Here is a 15,677-nt window from a genome sequence, read left to right as displayed (position 1 = left end):
CCGGCCGGCCGCGGTCAGGCCAGTGCGGTGCCGTACAGGTCGTAGCTGCGCCGGCCGTGCAGCCGGGCGAGCACCTCGGCGACGACCCGGCGTCCGGCCTCCTCGGGCAGCGGGGGCAGGTGCAGGCCGAGCCGGTGGCAGAGGCGGTGCAGCGCGGCGGTCACCCAGGCCGGGTCGGCGAGGAAGGCGTCCGCGCGGCCCCCGTCGCCGCCGCCGTCGCCGCCGCCGTCGCCGTGGAGCTGTCCGCGCCAGACGCCGAGACAGGCGGCGGCCGTCAGCAGCAGGGCGTAGCGGTCCGCGAGGCCGAAGCTGTACGAGCTGACCAGAGCGGCCCGGTCGCCCGGCTCGACGGCGGCGAACTCCTTCCGCAGTTCGCGGAGTTCGCCGGTGAGGGCGGTGAGCGGGGCGTACAGCGGGCTGTCCGCGGGCTCCCCGGCCGCGCCCTCCACGAGGGTCGCGGCGAGCGGGTCCGAACCGCCGAGCAGCGCGGGGCTGCTCAGGTCCAGCGGCGGCAGCGGACCGTGGAGCCGGAAGAGCGCGGGGGGCGGCGCCGGGTCGGAGAACCAGGCGTGCCGGGCGAAGAAGGGCAGCTGCGGCAGGATGCTGACCTGGCGGCCCGCGCTGCCCGCGTGTCCGAGGGAGGTCACCGGCAGGTCGCGCAGATGCTTGCGGAACATCCCGTACCGGCCGTCCTCGGCGAAGGTGCCCTCGCCGAGCACCGCCGACAGGGCGTCCATCGACTCGGCGACGAGTTTCGGCGCGACATAGGCGGCCGCGGCCGCGTAGGCGCTCATGCTGCGCGGCAGCACGTGCAGGGCCCGGGTGGCGACCAGGGCCAGGCAGTCGCTGAGCAGCTGGTCGAGGAAGGCGCCGGTCAGCACGGAGCGGACGTGCCGCCCGTCGAGCGGGGACCGCCCGTCCGCGCGGCCGCGGGCGGCGAAGCCCGCCACGGTGCGCAGGGCCGTGTCCGCGCCGGAGAGCACGATGGAGGGGATGAGGCCGCGGATCACCAGGGACGAGCGCAGGGAGAGTGCGTAGCCGTCCCCGGCCCCGCCGATCAGGGCCTCGCCCGGTACGGGGCAGTCCACGGCCTCCAGGCCGCCGAACTCGGCGCTGCGCATCCCGGTGGTGGTGTGCCGGCCTAGGTGGCGCAGCCGGCCGGCGGGGAGTTCCCGGCGGTCGAGGAGGAGGACGGAGTGGCTGAGCCCGCCGGGGGCGTCCGAGGTCCGGGCGAAGACGACGAGTCCGGCGGCGCGGGCGGCGTTGGCGATCACGGACTTGCGGCCGCTGAGCAGGAACCCTCCGGCGCCGTCGGGTGCGGCGGCGAACTCGTCGCGCACGAAGTCGTTGCCGTGCGCCACCTCGTGCCGGGCGACCGCGATCCGGTCGCCGCCGAGCAGCAGCCGGGCTGCGCGGTGCCGCTGCTCGGCACGGCCCGCCGTCCAGACCGGGACGGCGGAGAAGAAGCAGTTGAGGCCGTAACCGAAGCCGAGGGAGGCGTCGCGGCGGAAGACGGGGCGGAGCACCCGGCCCAGGACGTCCAGCCGGTCGAGCCGACCGCCGAGCGGCGCGGGGACGAACTCGGCGTTGAACTCCTGCTCGTCCAGCACGTGTTCGGCCCCGGGCGGGATCTCGCCGCGCGCGTCGGCGGCGAGCAGCGCGTCCTGGCCCAGCGGGTTGCCGGGCTCCTCCAGCGGGCCGAAGGCCCGTTCCAGCCGGTCGATCCGCTCCTCGGGCCGCTCCGCCCCCGTCACCGTCCACCCGCCGGCAGCAGCGGTGTGACCTCGGGGTCGAGCCGCTGGTGCAGCGGTTTCAGCTCGCCCCGCAGGAAGAGCCCGCGCATCGCCGCGCGCTCGACCTTGCCGCTGGTCGTCCTCCGCACCGTGCCGGAGCGCACCAGCAGCACCCCGCCCGCGCTGATCTCGAACTCCTCGGCCAGGCAGCGCTCGACGGCCGCGGCCAGACCGGGCAGATCGACGTCGTAGCGGCTGCGGGCGCGCAACTCCTGGACGACGACGACCCGTTCGCGTTCGCCGGGGACCGCGAAGACGGTGCCGGCGCCGAAGAGGGCGCTGACGCGCTGCACGGTGCGTTCCAGGTCCTGCGGATACAGATTGCGTCCGGCCACCACGATCATGTCGCGGAGGCGGCCGGTGACGTACAGCTCGCCGCGGTGGAGCGTCCCGAGGTCGCCGGTGCGGAGGTGGCCGGCGGTGTCCTCCGGCCCCTGCGGCCCGGCGGCGGGCGGTTCGCCGGCGCGCGGTTCGTCCGGCGTGCGGGCGCCGAAGGTCCGGGCGCTCTCGGCGGGCCGTTTCCAGTAGCCGCGGGCCACGCCGGCGCCGCGCACCCGGATCTCGCCGATCTCGCCCTCCGGGAGAACCCGCCCGCTGTCGGGGTCGGTGACGCGCACCTCGGTGCCGGCGGCGGCGGGGCCGCAGGAGAGCAGGGTCCGCACGGGGCGGCCGGGGACCGGCTCGGCGATCTCGTGCCGTTCGAGGGCGGCCGCGTCCACCGTGAGGGCGGCCGCGGCCCCGTTTCTCCGGTCCGCCGCCGCGCCGGTCACCAGCAGGGTGGCCTCCGCCAGCCCGTAGCAGGGGGTGAAGGCGCCGGGCCGCAGCCCGGCCGGGGCGAACTTCTCGGTGAAGGCCCGCCGTGTCTCCTCCCGTACCGGCTCGCCGCCGCTGACGGCGGTCTCCCAGCCGGACAGGTCCAGGCCCGCGGTCTGCTCCTCGGTGATCCTGCGCACGCACAGGTCGTACGCGAAGTCCGGGGCGGCGCTGACGGTGACGCCGTACCGGGCGATGGCCTCCAGCCAGCGGACCGGCCGCCGCACGAACGCCTCCGGCGAGAGCACCACGGAGGTGCCGCCGAGCCACAGCGGGTGCAGCAGCTGGCCGGCCAGGCCCATGTCGTGGTGGAACGGCAGCCAGCCGCCGATCCGGGCGGCGGGGACGGTGCCCAGCGCCCGGCAGATCGCCCGCTGGTTGGCGAGGAGATTGCCGTGGGTGACCACCACGCCGCGCGGCTCGGCGGTGGACCCGGAGGTGTACTGCAGGAACGCCACCGATTCCGGGCCGAGTTCCGGCGGGCGCCAGGGTGCGGAGCCCGGCACCACGTCGGCGGCAAGGCAGGGCACGCCGCCGTGGCCGGAGCGGGCGAGCAGCTGGGAGACCTCCGGGGCCGCGGCGGCGTCGGTGAGGACGACGCAGGGCGCGGCGTCCTTGACGATGCCCGCGATCCGCGTCTCGTGGTGGCTCCCTCGGCCGGGGCCTCCCGCCGGGGGCGGTGCCGGGACGGCGACGGCACCGGCGTAGAGGCAGGCCAGGAAGGAGACGGCGAACAGGCGGCGGTCCGTGTGGAGCACCAGCACCCGTTCACCGGCCGCCCCGCGGTCCTGGAGCCAGCCGGCCAGCCGCCGGGCGCCCGCGTCCAGCGCCCGGTACGAGACGGTCTCGGCCCGGCCCCGCTCCTCGGTGTCGGGCAGCACCACGAGCGCCTCCCGGTCGGGTGCCTGTGCTGCCCTCGCCTGGACGAGTTCTGTGAAGTTCCGGTAGCCGGACAACGCTCCCCCTCACATGTCGCGGACACCGTCGCCGGCCGGCGGCGGCTCGAACACCGTCACGCGCGGGCGGACCAGGTCACGGGCGGCCGGAAGCGGTCCCTGCCCGGTCCCCAGCCGGCGCGCGGCGGCGGTGGCGGTTCGGCGTCCGGGCCGCGTGCTCCGCGCAGCCGTGCCAGCAGCACGGCGGTGACGGCGGCCAGTTCGGCCTCGTCCGGCCGCCCCCGTACGACGGTGAGTCGCGTCTCGTTCGCCATGTGTGCAGGGTGCGCCCGGCCGCTCGAACCGCACTCGTGTGCGGAACGCGGACGAGCCGGGGACGCGTGGTCCCCGGCTCGCCCGGGAGCGGAAGTGCGGTGTGTGCGCGGAGAAGAGGCCCGCGGGGCCCGGGGATCAGTCGGTCGCGATCCGTTCGTACGCCACGTGCCGGGTGCGTTCCACCACGAGCCGGACGGCGGCCGTCCCGGCCTGCCGTTCGCGCCAGCCGGCGAAGCCCGGGCTGCTCAGCGCCCGGTCACAGGAGCCGGTGTCCCGCCACCACAGCAGGCCGGTGTACCGGCGCGGGTCGATGGTGGAGCGGAGCAGATCGCTGCCGCCGAAGCCGCCGAGCCGCTCGCAGGAGGCGGTCAGCTCCGCGAAGCCCGCCTCGAACAAACGGTGTTCGCCCACGACCGTGGCATGGACGAGCACCACGTTGGCCGCGCCGACCACCGCGTTCTCCAGGGTCCGGCGGGCGACGCTCACCGCCTGGTCGGCCTCGGTCTCCACCATGGCGCCGAGCCTCCGCACATGGGACAGGAAGACGTCGTCGTGCACCACCGCGAGGAAGCTGTCGAGCCGGTTCCAGTGGCCGAGGTGCACATAGACGTCCGGCCGCTCCACGAGCCGCACGGTCACCAGGAACTCGAAACCCGGCTGGCGGCGCAGATACTGCGAGTGCTCTCTGAACTCCCGTTCGAAACGCTCCACATCCCCCCTGACCGTGAAACGGTTGATCACGGCCAGGGGCCTGCTGAGGTCACGTCCGGGCACGTACGGCCTCCGCGAACTCCTTGGCGTGCCGCAGGGTGGTCGTGCTGTTGGTCCCCAGGGCCCGGCGGACGAGGGCCCGGGCCTCGGCGTACGTGGCCTGCTGCCCGAGGGCGTGCCGCACGCCCTCCGGGTCGAGGACGACGCTGTGCCGGGAGGTCGCCCGCACCCCGTCGCCGTGCGGCACGATCTCCCACCGCCCGGTGTGGACGCTCATCGCCACCGGCACCCGGAGCTGCTTGTAGACGATCACGTGGCGGTCGGGGAAGCAGATCCGCGCGGAGGTGGTGTTGTGCACCGAACCGTCCGGGCTGCGGGTGTCCATGTCCATGCGCTGGATGCCCGGTTCGTCCTCGGTGAGCTCCAGGCGGGCCACGTGCGGCAGCCGCTCGGGCCAGCGGTCGGCACGGTCGAGGAAGGCGTACACGTCCTCGGCGCGGCCGGCGATGTCCACCGAGTCCTCGAAGGTGAGCGCGAGTTCGTCGCGCGCCGCGCCCAGTTCGGCGGCGTTCCGCAGGGCCGCCAGCTCGGCGCGGCTGTTGCGGTCCACGGCCTCCCCGATCAGCTCGACGGCCGCCGGGTCGTCGTCCACGGCGCGGTAGTCGTGCAGCAGGACGACGCGGCTGCCGCCGCCGTCGACCGGCTCGACCCGCCACTCGCCGCCCATGGCGGCCACCGGGTGGGCGCTCACCACCTGGCGGAAGGACACGGTCCGCGCACTCGCGTCGAGGATCCGGCGGGAGGTCCAGTGCCGGACCCGGTCGCCCGCCAGGGCCCAGATCCGCAGCGTCTGACGGCCGTCCGGCTCCTCCTCCGCCTCGGCGTGCACGGTGGGGCCGAAGACCTGCGGCCACCCCGAGACGTCCGCGATCAGGGCGAAGACGGCGGCCGGGGCCGCGTCCACCGTGACGGTGTGCTCCGTGCGGTGGGCCGCGCCGCCGGCGGCGGGCGTGGTCGTCGTCGTTGTCGTAGCGTTCGGCGCCACGGCGAACCTTCCCTTCGGTCACGCCGTTCGCACGGCGGAGGTTGTCAGACTGCCAGCGGGCGCTGGAGCCCCGCTGGAGCGCGCGTCCCGTCAGGCCCAATCCGGCCGGTCGAGGATGTCCACCACCGCGCAGCCCCAGCTGTAGCCCGCGCCGACCCCGATGAGGACGCAGCGGTCCCCGGGCACGGCCGAGCCGGAGCCCACCAGGTAGTCCAGGCCCGCGAACTGGTCGCCCGCGCCCAGATGCCCCACCGTGCGGCTCCACTCCCAGGTGGTGCGGGCCGGATCGATGCCGTACGGCCCGTAGTAGATGGTGCTGAGGCGGCGGCGGCCGAAGTGCGGCAGCACCACCCAGTCGGCGTCGGCCAGTTCCATGCCGGCGTCGGCCAGGGCCTGCTTGACGACGCTCCGCTGGCCCGCGTTGGCCCGGGTGATGGCGTACGACATGCCGGCGCGGGCCGTGAAGGCGCGTTTCGCCTCCTCGAAGTCGACCGGAATGCGATGGCTGAACGGCGCCTTCCCGAACGGGTCGTCACCGCGGTGCATCGGCTCCAGCTCGGAGTCGGCGAGCACGGCGAGCGACACCAGCCGGGCGTAGCCGCCGCGCCGGGAGAGGACCAGCGCGGTGCCGCCGTCGGCGTACGGGGTGCCGGGGTCGGTGCGCCAGCGGTCGATGCCGGGTTCGCAGAACCGGTCGGCGGTGGTGAGCAGCGCGTCGCAGCGGTGCGGGGCCGCGGTGAGATACGCGGTGGCGAGGTCGAGGGCGGCCATGCCGCCGTTGGACATCTGCCGGATCTCGATCGCGGGGCAGGAGTTGCCGGTGGTCTCGCGCTGGATGTAGGAGGCGACGGGCCACAGGTCCTGGCCCTGGTGGTAGGTGTCGGCGTGCAGGATGAGGTCGATGTCCCCGGGGGACGAGCCGGCCCGCCGCAGCGCCGAACGGGCCGCGGCGACCGCCATCTCGGCCGCCGACTCGTCCGCCGAGTGGGACACCGACAGCACGCCGGTCGCCGACGCGAGCCGGGCCGGGCAGTCCCCGGCGGCCACGGCGTCGGCCACCCGCAGGGATCCGGGCAGCCGGATCCCGGTGCCCCGTATGAAGACGTTCTCCACGCGCACAGCCACTCCCCCTGTCGGTGATCCCCGGTCAGCCGGCCGCCGCGCAGCGGGACGGCTCCGCGGCGGCCGGTGCCGCCGTGTCGAGCAGCGCGTAGTGCACCGCGTCCAGCAGGGCGCGCCAGGAGGCGGCCACCGTGTTCTCGTCGACGCCGACGGTGCCCCAGGTGCGCCGCCCGTCGCCGAAGGTGATCAGGACCCGGGCGGCGGCCTCGCTGCCACGGCCCAGCACCCGCACCTGGTAGTCCGTCAGTTCCAGCCCGGCGAGCTGCGGGAAGAACGGGTCGAGCGCCGCGTGCAGGGCCCGGTCGAGCGCGTTGACGGGGCCGTTGCCCTCGCCCTCCGCGACGAGCGGCACCCCGTCGATCCGGAGCCGCACCCGCGCCCGGGTCGGGGCCCGGCCGGCCGGGCCGGCGTCCACCCGGACGTCCCAGGACACCACCTCGAACGGGCGGGCGGGGCGGCCGCCGCCGTCCAGTTCCTCGCGGAGCAGCAGCTCGAAGGAGGCGTCGGCGGACTCGAAGCTGTGGCCGCGGTTCTCCAGGTCCTTGATCCGGGCGGCGGCGCGCGCCACCGTCTCCGAGCCCGCGTCGACCTCGTAGCCCAGCTCGCGGGCCTTGAGCTCCACCGAGGAGCGGCCGCCCATGTCCGAGACGAGGGTGCGCATCCCGTTGCCGACCAGGGCCGGGTCGATGTGCTGGTACAGGCCGGGGTCGACGCGGAGCGCGGAGGCGTGCAGGCCCGCCTTGTGGGTGAAGGCCGCGGGGCCGACGTACGGGGCCGCAGCCCGGCCCGGTACGCCGGTGAGCTCCGCGACGGCCCGCGCCGAGAGCGCCATCCCCCGCAGCCGGGCGGCCGGGACGACCGGCAGGCCGCGCTTGAGGACGAGATTGGCCGCGACGGTGAACAGGTCGGCGTTGCCGCAGCGTTCGCCGTAGCCGTGCGCCGTGCCCTGGACGTGGCGGACCCCGGCGTCCACGGCCGCGATGGTGTTGGCCACGGCGCAGCCGGAGTCGTCGTGGCAGTGGATGCCGAGCGGCACCCCGGTCGCCCCGGCGGTGGCGGTGACGACGGCGCGGACGGCGTCCGGCAGCGAGCCGCCGTTGGTGTCGCACAGGACGACGGCCTCGGCCCCGGCGTCGGCGGCGGCGCGGACCACGTCCAGCGCGTAGCCGCGGTCGAGCCGGTAGCCGTCGACGTAGTGCTCGGCGTCCACGAACACCCGCCGGCCCTCCCGGACCAGCAGCCGGACGGTGTCGCCGATCATGGCGAGGTTCTCGGCGAGGGTGGTGCGCAGCGCGAGCTCCACATGGCGCGGGTGGCTCTTGGCCACCAGGGTCACGACGGGGGTCTCCGCGTCCAGCAGTGCGCGCACCTGCGGGTCGGCGGCGGCCGGGACGCCGGGTTTGCGGGTCGCGCCGAAGGCCGCCAGCTCCGCGGTGCCCAGGCGCAGTTCGGTGCGGGCCCGCCGGAAGAACTCGGTGTCCTTCGGTACGGCGCCCGGCCAGCCGCCCTCGATGAAGCCGACGCCGAAGGCGTCCAGGTGGCGGGCGACGGCGAGCTTGTCGTCGACCGTCAGCACCATGCCTTCCTGCTGCGTTCCGTCCCGCAGGGTCGTGTCGTACAGCTGGAAGCGCTGCGCGGTCATCGCCCCTCCCTCAACTCGGTGGTGTCGTCGCCGGCGTCCGCGACCGTCCGGTCACGGTCCGGCGGCCGGCTGGAGCCGTCCTCGATCCGGCCTCGAACGGCGGTACGGGCCCGGCCGGTGGAGCGGCCGGGGCGGCGGCCGGGTCCCGGAAGCGCGGCGCCGGGGCGGCCGGGCCGCTGCGCCGGGCCCGGTGGTGCGGGTGGTCCGCGGCCTCGGCGGCGGTCAGCACCGGGGTGACGCAGGCGTCGGTGCCGGCGAACCGGGCGGCCCAGGCGTCGCGGTCCCGGCGCGCGAAGGCGGCGGCGAACCGCTGCCGCAGAGCGGGCCAGTTGTCCCGGTCCCAGCGGTCGGGAAGGTGCTCCCCGTTCAGGCCGAGCCCGTCGAGCAGGGAGCGGTAGAACGGCTCCTCCAGCGCGCCGACGGCGATGTGACGGCCGTCGGCGCAGGCGTAGCAGCGGTAGAAGGGCGCACCGCCGTCGAGGAGGTTGACGCCCCGCTCGTGCCGCCACTGGCCGGCGCCGGCCATGGCGACCAGCATGCCCAGCATCGACCCGGCCCCGTCCACCACGGCCGCGTCGACGATCCGCCCCCGGCCGGTGCGGTGGCGTTCGTACAGGGCGGCGAGCACCCCGGCGACCAGGAACATGCTGCCGCCGGCGAAGTCGCCGAGGAGGTTGAGCGGCGGCACCGGGGGGCCGCCCTCCTCCCCGACCGCGTGCAGCGCGCCGCTCAGCGCCAGGTAGTTGATGTCGTGCCCGGCCGTGCCGGCCAGCGGGCCGTCCTGGCCCCAGCCGGTCATCCGGGCGTACACCAGGCCCGGGTTGCGCGCCTGGCACGGCCCCGGGCCGATGCCGAGGCGTTCGGCGACGCCGGGCCGGAACCCCTCCACCAGCACATCGGCCTCCGCCGCCTCCCGCAGCAGCCGGGCCGCGCCCTCCGGGGTCTTCAGGTCCAGCTCCACGGCGCGCTGCCGGCCGCGGTCCAGCAGCCGGTGCCACTCCGCGAAGGAGCGGCCGCCGCCGGGGCGGTCGACGCGGACGACCGCGGCACCCATCTCGGCCAGCAGCAGGCAGGCGTACGGGGCCGGCCCGATCCCGGCGAGCTCCACCACGCGGAGCCCGGCGAGCGGGCCGGCCCCGGACACGGCCCCCGGCAGGGCCTCGGTCACCAGGTCACCGGCATCTCGTAGACGCCGTACATGACGTTGCCGTCCTTGTAGGACAGCTCCTGCCAGGGCTTGGCCAGCCGCAGCTCCGGTATCCGGCGGAAGAGGGTGCTGAGGACGACGTCCAGCTCCACCCGGGCGATCTCCGCGCCGATGCAGTGGTGGACGCCGTGCCCGAAGGCGAGGTGGGTCCGGTCGCCCCGGCTCAGGTCGAGTTCGTCGGGGCGGTCGAAGACGTCCGGGTCCCGGTTGGCGGACATGCCGAGCAGGATCATGCCCTCGCCCTCGCGGATGACCACGTCGCCGATCTCGATGTCGGCGAGCGCGACCCGGGAGGTGGCGAGGTCGCCGGGGGACAGATAGCGCAGCAGTTCCTCGATCGCCTTGGGCGCCAGCTCCGGGTCGGACCGGTAGGCCGCGAGCTGGTCCGGGTTCTCCAGCAGCGACATGACGCTGAGCGCGATCATCGCGGCGCTGGTCTCGTGCCCGCCGTTGAGCAGCAGCCGGGTCACGTTGCACATCTCGCGCCGGTCGTAGTTGCCCTGTGTCCGGTAGCGGGCGATCATCCGGCTGACCAGGTCCTCCTCCGGGTGCTCCTCCTTGCGGGCGACCAGCTCCTCCAGATACTTTCCGACCCGGACGATGGCGGCGGAGCGCTCCTCGGCGGTGCTGCGCCCGCCGAACAGGATGTCGGTGCAGGAGTGCAGGTAGTCCTGGTCCTCGGCGGGGATGCCGAGGATCTCGCAGACGATGGTCATGGGGACCCGCAGGGCCAGCATGTGCACCAGGTCGACCGGGGGGCCGGTCTCCAGCATCCGGTCGATGCACTCGTCGACGATCTCCTGCATCCGCGGGCGCATGTGGCGCACGCGCTGCTTGGTGAAGTCGCCGGAGAGCGCCGCCATCCGGCGGTGCAGGGTGTGCTTGGGCGGGTCCCATCCGATGAAGGAGCCCTCGGTGCGGAACTGCTGCGGCACGTCGATGTAGTACGGGAATCCCTCGTGCGCCCGGTCGGAGCTGGCGCGGGGGTCGGTCAGCAGCGCCTTGACGTGCTCGTGGCGGGTGACCACCCAGGCGACACGCCCGGTCGCGAGCCGGACCTTCTTGATCGGTTCGCTGGATCGGATCTCCGCGTACTCCTTGGGGGCGGCCATGGGGCAGCCGCGGTGCCAGGGGAAGTCCGGGAGTTCGGTGGCGGCCTGGGTCATCGCGTTCCCTCTCTGTGCGGTGCTCGGTCGGTGCTCCATCGATGTGCGGACCACGGTTGGCGGTGGCCCTGGAGTGCGGCTGGACGTGCTCTCGAACGGTCAGCGGAGCGGATGGAAGAACCCGCGCAGTTCGTCGACGAGGAAGTCGGGGCGCTCGATCGCGGGGAAGTGGCCGCCGCTGCCGGCGTCGCACCAGTGGCGCAGACCGGTGAAGCGGCTCTCGACCCACGCCCGCGGCATCCGGGCGTCCCGGGGGAAGACCGTGACGCCGGAGGGGACGGGCACCGGGTGCGCGGGGCCGTCGGCGTAACTCTCCCAGTAGAGCCGGGCGGAGGAGGTCGCCGTCGCGGTGAACCAGTACACGCTCGCGGTGTCCAGCAGCCGGTCGCGCGGCACGGCCTTCTCCGGGTCGCCGTCGTGGTCGGTCCACTCCGCGTACTTCTCGGCGATCCAGGCGAGCTGGCCGGCCGGCGAGTCGGTGAGTCCGTAGCCGAGGGTCTGCGGGCGGGTGGACTGGACGGCCGCGTAGGCGGAGCCGGTCCGCCGGAACTCCTCCAGCCGCGCCAGCCCGGCGCGGTCCGCCTCGGTGAGCGGCGGCGCGTCCTCCGGGGGCCCGGCGAACGCCATCGTGACGTGCACGCCCGCGAGCCGGCCGGGGACGTGGTGCGCGAGCTGAGCGGTGACGAACGAGCCCCAGTCCCCGCCGTGCGCGGCGAACCGCTCGTAGCCGAGCCGGCTCATCAGCTCCGCGAAGGTCTCCGCGATCCGCTCGACGCCCCAGCCGGGAGCGGTGGGGCGGTCGCCGAACCCGTACCCGGGCAGCGAGGGGCAGACCACGTGGAAGGCGTCGGCCGGGTCGGCCGGGTCGGTCAGCGGCCCGACGACGTCGAGGAACTCGGCGAAGGTGCCCGGCCAGCCGTGCAGGAGCAGCAGCGGCAGCGCCCCCGGGTGCGGGGAGCGCGCGTGCAGGAAGTGCACGCCCAGCCCGCCGATCTCGGTGCGGAACTGCGGATACGCGTTCATCCGGGCCTCGGCGGCGCGCCAGTCGTAGCCGTCCGCCCAGTACGCGGCCAGCTCCCGGACGTAGTCCAGGGGCACGCCCTGCGACCAGTCGTCCACCGTCCCGGGGTCGGGCCAGCGGGTGCGCGCGAGCCGGTCCCGCAGCTCGGTGAGCTCGTCCTCGGGTATCGCGATGCGGTAGGGCTCCACGGGCCGGCTCATGTGTCCTCCACGGTCGGGTCGTCGGCGGTCCCAGACTGCGCATCCGCAGCTTGAGCGGCCCTCCAGCCGCTCTGGACCCCGGTGGGGCAGCCTGCGGAGCACCGAGCACGCACGGATCACCGATCACCGAGGGGGCCACCATGGCCGGCACCACGACCGACGCCGACCTCTACTGCGAGGTGGTGCAGTACTACGCCCGGCAGATGCCGCTGATGGAGGAGGGCCGGATCGAGGAGTACGCCGCGACCTTCACCGAGGACGGGGTCTTCGAGCACGCCATGGGCTGGCGCCTGGCGGGCCGGGAGCAGCTCGTCGAGGGCACGCGCACCGGCGTGGCCCGGTACGCGGGGAAGGCGATGCGGCACTGGTACGACCGCATCACCGTCACGGCCGCGGAGGACGGCGAGGTGCACTGCGGGTATCTCGCGATGGTGAGTCTGGTCGACGCCGAGGGCCGGGTCTCGTTCGAACCCTCCTGCACGGTGCGGGACGTCCTGGTCCGGCGCGACGGCGAACTGCTCACCCGCTACCGCTTCATCCGCCACGACACGGCCGATCCCAGCCGGATCTGGGAGGGACGCCTCGCCGAGCGGTCCTGACCGGAAAGAATGCCCCATGACCGACACGCCCGAACTCGACGACCGCGCGCTCAACCGCGCCACGCTGGAGCGCCAGCTCCTGCTGCGCCGCCACGACCTGACGGTCCCGGAGGCGCTGACCCATCTGGTGGGACTCCAGGCGCAGGTGCCCAACCCGCCCTATCTGGGCCTGTGGACCCGGCTCACCCGCTTCGCGCTCGACGACCTGACGGAGCTGCTGGAGCGCCGGGAGGCGGTGCGCGGCGGGATGATGCGCGGCACCCTGCACGTCGTCACGGCCGAGGACTTCCTCGCCCTGCGGCCGGTGCTCCAGCCGGTCTTCGAACGCGCGCAGCGCGGCTTCTTCCGGCGCGCCACCGAGGGGCTCGACCTGGCCGAACTCACCGCGTTCGCGGCGGAGAAGCTGGACGAGAAGCCGCGCAACGGGACGGAGCTGAAGGCCCTGCTGGCGGAGCGCTGGCCGGACCGGGACGCGCGGCAGCTCCTGTACTCCGTGCAGTACCTGCTGCCCGCCGTGTACGTGCCGCCGGGCGGCACCTGGGGCCGCGGCGGCTCGGTGCCGCTCACCACCGTGGAGTCCTGGTTCGGCCGGCCACTGCCCGCGGAGAAGGACCCCTCCCGGATGATCCTGCGCTACCTCGCCGCGTTCGGCCCGGCCTCCGTCAAGGACGTCCAGGCGTGGTCCGGGCTGACCCGGCTGGCCGCGCACATCCGTGAACTCCGGCCGCAATTAAGGGTGTTCCGCGCCGCCGGCAGCGGCGCCGAGCTCTTCGACCTGCCGGACGCCCCGCGCCCCGGCCCGGACACGCCCGCGCCGGTACGGCTGCTGCCCGAGTACGACAACCTCCTCGTCGCGTACGCCGACCGGAACCGGGTGATAAGCGACGAGCACCGGCGGATCACCAACACGAAGAACGGGATGGTGGCCGCCACCGTGCTGGTCGACGGCCGGGTCGCCGGGCGGTGGCGGCTCGACACGGGCCGGGAGGCCACGGCCGTGGAGGTCGAGCCCTTCCGGCGGCTCGACGACAGCGTGCTCGCCGCGGTGCACGACGAGGCCACGGCCCTGCTCGCCCTCGCCGCGCCCGACGCGCCCCGGCACGAGGTCCGGGTGACCGGCGTGGCCGCCGGCGCCTGAGGGCGGCGGAGCGGCCGGTACCCTGGCGCGCGTCCGGCCGTGCGGCGGGGCCGTCCGGCCGGAGCGCGCGGCGGCCCGGCACCGGTGGGGACCGGTACCGGGCCGCCGGCCGGGCCGTTGTCAGTCCCGGAGCCGCAGGGTGGCGAGGTAGCGGACGCCGGACCGCTCGACGGACGCCGGCTCCCAGCGGGTTCCGGCCAGGACGCGGCCCAGGTCGTCCGGGGAGATCATGGCGTAGTCGAACCACTCCCCGGCCAGCAGCCGGTCGCGGAGCCGGATCCGGACGAAGCCCTCGGGCCGGCCGCGTTCGGCGTTCCACCGCTCGTAGGCGGCGCGGTCCGGCGGCACGGGCACGTCCAGCCCGTCGCCGAGGATCACCGCGCCCGGCGCGGCCACCTCGGCCAGCGCGCCCAGGGTCTCCCGGGCCTGCGCCGGGGTGCCGAGCAGGCCGGTGCCGTTGCCGAGCAGCAGAAAGGTGTCGAACGGCCCGGCTCCGTCCGGCAGCCGGGCGGGCAGCTCGGTGAACCGGGCCTCCAGCACGTCCAGTCCGCGTTCCCGGGCGACCTCGGCCGCGCCCGGCGAGGAGTCCACGCCCAGGACGTCGAGGCCGGCCTTCCGCAGCGCCAGACCGTGCCGGCCGGCGCCGCAGCCGACGTCCAGCACCCGGCCCCGGGCCCGTTCCACCGCCCACTGCTCGGTGGGCGGCCACTCCTCGGGCGGCGCGAAGTAGATGCCCGCGTCCTGCGCGATGATGAACCCGTCGTCGCGTTCGACGACTTCGAAGGCCAGGTCGCGGGTGCCGCCGCCGTCCAGGCAGCGCCGGAGTACCGCGCCGAAGGGATCGCCGAGCAGCGGCTCGTGGCCGGGGGCGCCGGCGGCTCCCGCGGGCACCGGTCCGGTGGCGCCGGTGGTCCCGGTGGCCTCGGTGATGTCGGTGGTCATGGCTGGGTCTGCCCTTCTGCTGTGAATTCGAGGACGGCGACCGTCCATACGTGCCCGGCGCCCACCCCGTAGAGCAGGACGCGGTCCCCCGGGCGGGGGCTTTCGGACCGCACCAGGTGGTCGAGGCCGGCGATCTGGTCCCCGGCCCCGAGCTGGCCGTGTTCCAGCGCCCAGTCGTAGGTGGTCGCCTCCCGGGAGAAGCCGAGCGGCCCGTACACGGCCGACTGCGCGACCGGTCCGGGGAAGGTGGTGTGCACGCACCAGCGGATCGCGGACAGTTCCGTCCCGGCGTCCGCCAGGGCGCGGCCGACCGCCTGCTCGGAGCCCTTCCGCAGCCGGGCCAGGACCTCCTCGAAGGCGAACTCGTTCTCCTCGGCGTCGAAGTAGTCCCGTTTGCGGGCCGCGAGATCGACCGGGGCGCCGCCCTCCAGCGGGGCCCGGGTCCACGGCCCCGGGCCGCGGTCGAGGATCTCCAGCGAGGAGTCGCCGACCGAGGCGGTGGCCAGCAGGCGCAGCGGGCCGGGGCGGGTGGAGAGCACCAGCGCCGCGCCCGCGTCGCCGTAGACCATCTGGTCGTCGGTGTTCCACCGGTCCAGGTAGGGGAGGTGGAAGGCGTCACCGGTGGTGATCAGCGCCGCCCGGGCGTCCGGGCGGGCGGTGAGGTGGGAGGCGGCGAGTTCCAGGGCGGAGAGGCCGCCGTTGCAGCCCTGCCGGATCTCGTAGGCGGGTGCCCCGGAGGACAGGACGGCCATCTCCACGTAGCTGGCCGGGGACCAGATGTCGCGTCCCTGGTGGGCCGCGTAGGCGTGCAGCACCAGGGAGATCTCCTCCCCGCGCAGCCCGGAGCGCTCCAGGGCGAGCCGCCCGGCGCGGGCGGCCAGCACCGGCCCCGGTTCACCGTCGTCCGCCACCCGGACCGCTCGGAAGCCGCTGGTGTCCCGGTCGCGTGCGGTGTAGCGGCCGGCGGCGATCGCCTCCTCGGCCGTTTCGACGCGGTCCGGGAAGCGGCTGCCGAGTCCGGCGATGTAGAGGTCCTGCCAACGCACAGTGCTCTCCTTCCAGTGGGC

Annotated in this window: 14 protein-coding genes; 2 read left to right on the top strand and 12 right to left on the bottom strand. The window is 75.1% G+C overall.

Going from position 1 to position 15,677, the window contains the following annotated elements; all coding sequences use genetic code 11:
* Positions 1–14: 14 nt before the first annotated feature.
* From E4N63_RS20880 to E4N63_RS20835, 10 genes are all read right to left on the bottom strand, one after another.
* Complete coding sequence (locus E4N63_RS20880) at positions 15–1,754, bottom strand: acyl-CoA dehydrogenase (protein WP_230241429.1); 1,740 nt, start codon at positions 1,752–1,754, stop codon at positions 15–17.
* Positions 1,751–3,562 carry a fatty acyl-AMP ligase gene (locus E4N63_RS20875; RefSeq protein WP_230241428.1) on the bottom strand — a complete coding sequence of 604 codons (1,812 nt, stop codon included), beginning with the start codon at positions 3,560–3,562 and terminating at the stop codon, positions 1,751–1,753. The genes E4N63_RS20880 and E4N63_RS20875 overlap by 4 nt, the downstream gene beginning before the upstream one ends.
* Positions 3,563–3,618: 56 nt before the next feature.
* A complete protein-coding gene (locus E4N63_RS20870; RefSeq protein WP_125622812.1) occupies positions 3,619–3,816 on the bottom strand; it encodes an acyl-CoA carboxylase subunit epsilon in 198 nt (65 codons plus the stop codon).
* A 136-nt stretch (positions 3,817–3,952) separates the two neighbouring features.
* The gene (locus tag E4N63_RS20865; protein WP_125622811.1) at positions 3,953–4,591 is read right to left on the bottom strand and encodes an antibiotic biosynthesis monooxygenase family protein; all 639 of its coding nucleotides are present in this window, start codon (positions 4,589–4,591) and stop codon (positions 3,953–3,955) included.
* A complete protein-coding gene (locus E4N63_RS20860) occupies positions 4,578–5,573 on the bottom strand; it encodes an aromatase/cyclase (protein ID WP_230241427.1) in 996 nt (331 codons plus the stop codon). The genes E4N63_RS20865 and E4N63_RS20860 overlap by 14 nt, the downstream gene beginning before the upstream one ends.
* A gap of 90 nt (positions 5,574–5,663) precedes the next feature.
* A complete protein-coding gene (locus E4N63_RS20855; RefSeq protein WP_043461746.1) occupies positions 5,664–6,692 on the bottom strand; it encodes a ketoacyl-ACP synthase III family protein in 1,029 nt (342 codons plus the stop codon).
* Between the two features lie 28 nt (positions 6,693–6,720).
* The gene (gene cimA / locus E4N63_RS20850; RefSeq protein ID WP_125622809.1) at positions 6,721–8,337 is read right to left on the bottom strand and encodes a citramalate synthase; all 1,617 of its coding nucleotides are present in this window, start codon (positions 8,335–8,337) and stop codon (positions 6,721–6,723) included.
* Between the two features lie 10 nt (positions 8,338–8,347).
* Positions 8,348–9,505 (bottom strand): CaiB/BaiF CoA-transferase family protein, encoded by a 1,158-nt coding sequence (locus E4N63_RS20845; protein WP_228429536.1) that lies wholly within the window; start codon positions 9,503–9,505, stop codon positions 8,348–8,350.
* A complete protein-coding gene (locus tag E4N63_RS20840; RefSeq protein ID WP_125622808.1) occupies positions 9,502–10,710 on the bottom strand; it encodes a cytochrome P450 in 1,209 nt (402 codons plus the stop codon). Before E4N63_RS20840 ends, E4N63_RS20845 begins: the two co-directional genes overlap by 4 nt.
* Positions 10,711–10,809: 99 nt before the next feature.
* Positions 10,810–11,931: an epoxide hydrolase family protein gene (locus E4N63_RS20835; protein ID WP_125622807.1), complete on the bottom strand. Its 1,122-nt coding sequence runs from the start codon at positions 11,929–11,931 to the stop codon at positions 10,810–10,812.
* Positions 11,932–12,071: 140 nt separating this feature from the next.
* Here E4N63_RS20835 and E4N63_RS20830 point away from each other — a divergent pair, with 140 nt between their 5' ends.
* Together E4N63_RS20830 and E4N63_RS20825 are read left to right on the top strand one after the other, a co-directional pair.
* The gene (locus E4N63_RS20830; RefSeq protein WP_125622806.1) at positions 12,072–12,530 is read left to right on the top strand and encodes a nuclear transport factor 2 family protein; all 459 of its coding nucleotides are present in this window, start codon (positions 12,072–12,074) and stop codon (positions 12,528–12,530) included.
* Positions 12,531–12,546: 16 nt separating this feature from the next.
* The gene (locus E4N63_RS20825) at positions 12,547–13,668 is read left to right on the top strand and encodes a winged helix DNA-binding domain-containing protein (RefSeq protein WP_230241426.1); all 1,122 of its coding nucleotides are present in this window, start codon (positions 12,547–12,549) and stop codon (positions 13,666–13,668) included.
* 120 nt (positions 13,669–13,788) lie between these two features.
* Here E4N63_RS20825 and E4N63_RS20820 read toward each other — a convergent pair whose 3' ends face one another.
* The gene (locus E4N63_RS20820; protein WP_125622804.1) at positions 13,789–14,610 is read right to left on the bottom strand and encodes a bifunctional 2-polyprenyl-6-hydroxyphenol methylase/3-demethylubiquinol 3-O-methyltransferase UbiG; all 822 of its coding nucleotides are present in this window, start codon (positions 14,608–14,610) and stop codon (positions 13,789–13,791) included.
* Positions 14,607–15,656 (bottom strand): ketoacyl-ACP synthase III family protein, encoded by a 1,050-nt coding sequence (locus E4N63_RS20815; protein ID WP_043461901.1) that lies wholly within the window; start codon positions 15,654–15,656, stop codon positions 14,607–14,609. The genes E4N63_RS20820 and E4N63_RS20815 overlap by 4 nt, the downstream gene beginning before the upstream one ends.
* Between the last annotated feature and the right edge of the window lie 21 nt (positions 15,657–15,677).

Source organism: Streptomyces sp. MNU89 (assembly GCF_020982505.1).
In the GTDB taxonomy this organism is placed as follows: Bacteria; Actinomycetota; Actinomycetes; order Streptomycetales; family Streptomycetaceae; genus Streptomyces; species Streptomyces xinghaiensis.
Note: the sequence above shows the minus strand (reverse complement) of the source record. Positions and strands in the feature narration are given on the sequence as shown.

Coding starts and splice junctions, on each gene's coding strand:
- E4N63_RS20830 (WP_125622806.1), top strand. CDS start 12,072: ATGGCCGGCACCACGACCGACGCCGACCTCTACTGCGAGGTGGTGCAG.
- E4N63_RS20870 (WP_125622812.1), bottom strand. CDS start 3,816: ATGGCGAACGAGACGCGACTCACCGTCGTACGGGGGCGGCCGGACGAG.
- E4N63_RS20840 (WP_125622808.1), bottom strand. CDS start 10,710: ATGACCCAGGCCGCCACCGAACTCCCGGACTTCCCCTGGCACCGCGGC.
- E4N63_RS20835 (WP_125622807.1), bottom strand. CDS start 11,931: ATGAGCCGGCCCGTGGAGCCCTACCGCATCGCGATACCCGAGGACGAG.
- E4N63_RS20820 (WP_125622804.1), bottom strand. CDS start 14,610: ATGACCACCGACATCACCGAGGCCACCGGGACCACCGGCGCCACCGGA.
- cimA (WP_125622809.1), bottom strand. CDS start 8,337: ATGACCGCGCAGCGCTTCCAGCTGTACGACACGACCCTGCGGGACGGA.
- E4N63_RS20825 (WP_230241426.1), top strand. CDS start 12,547: ATGACCGACACGCCCGAACTCGACGACCGCGCGCTCAACCGCGCCACG.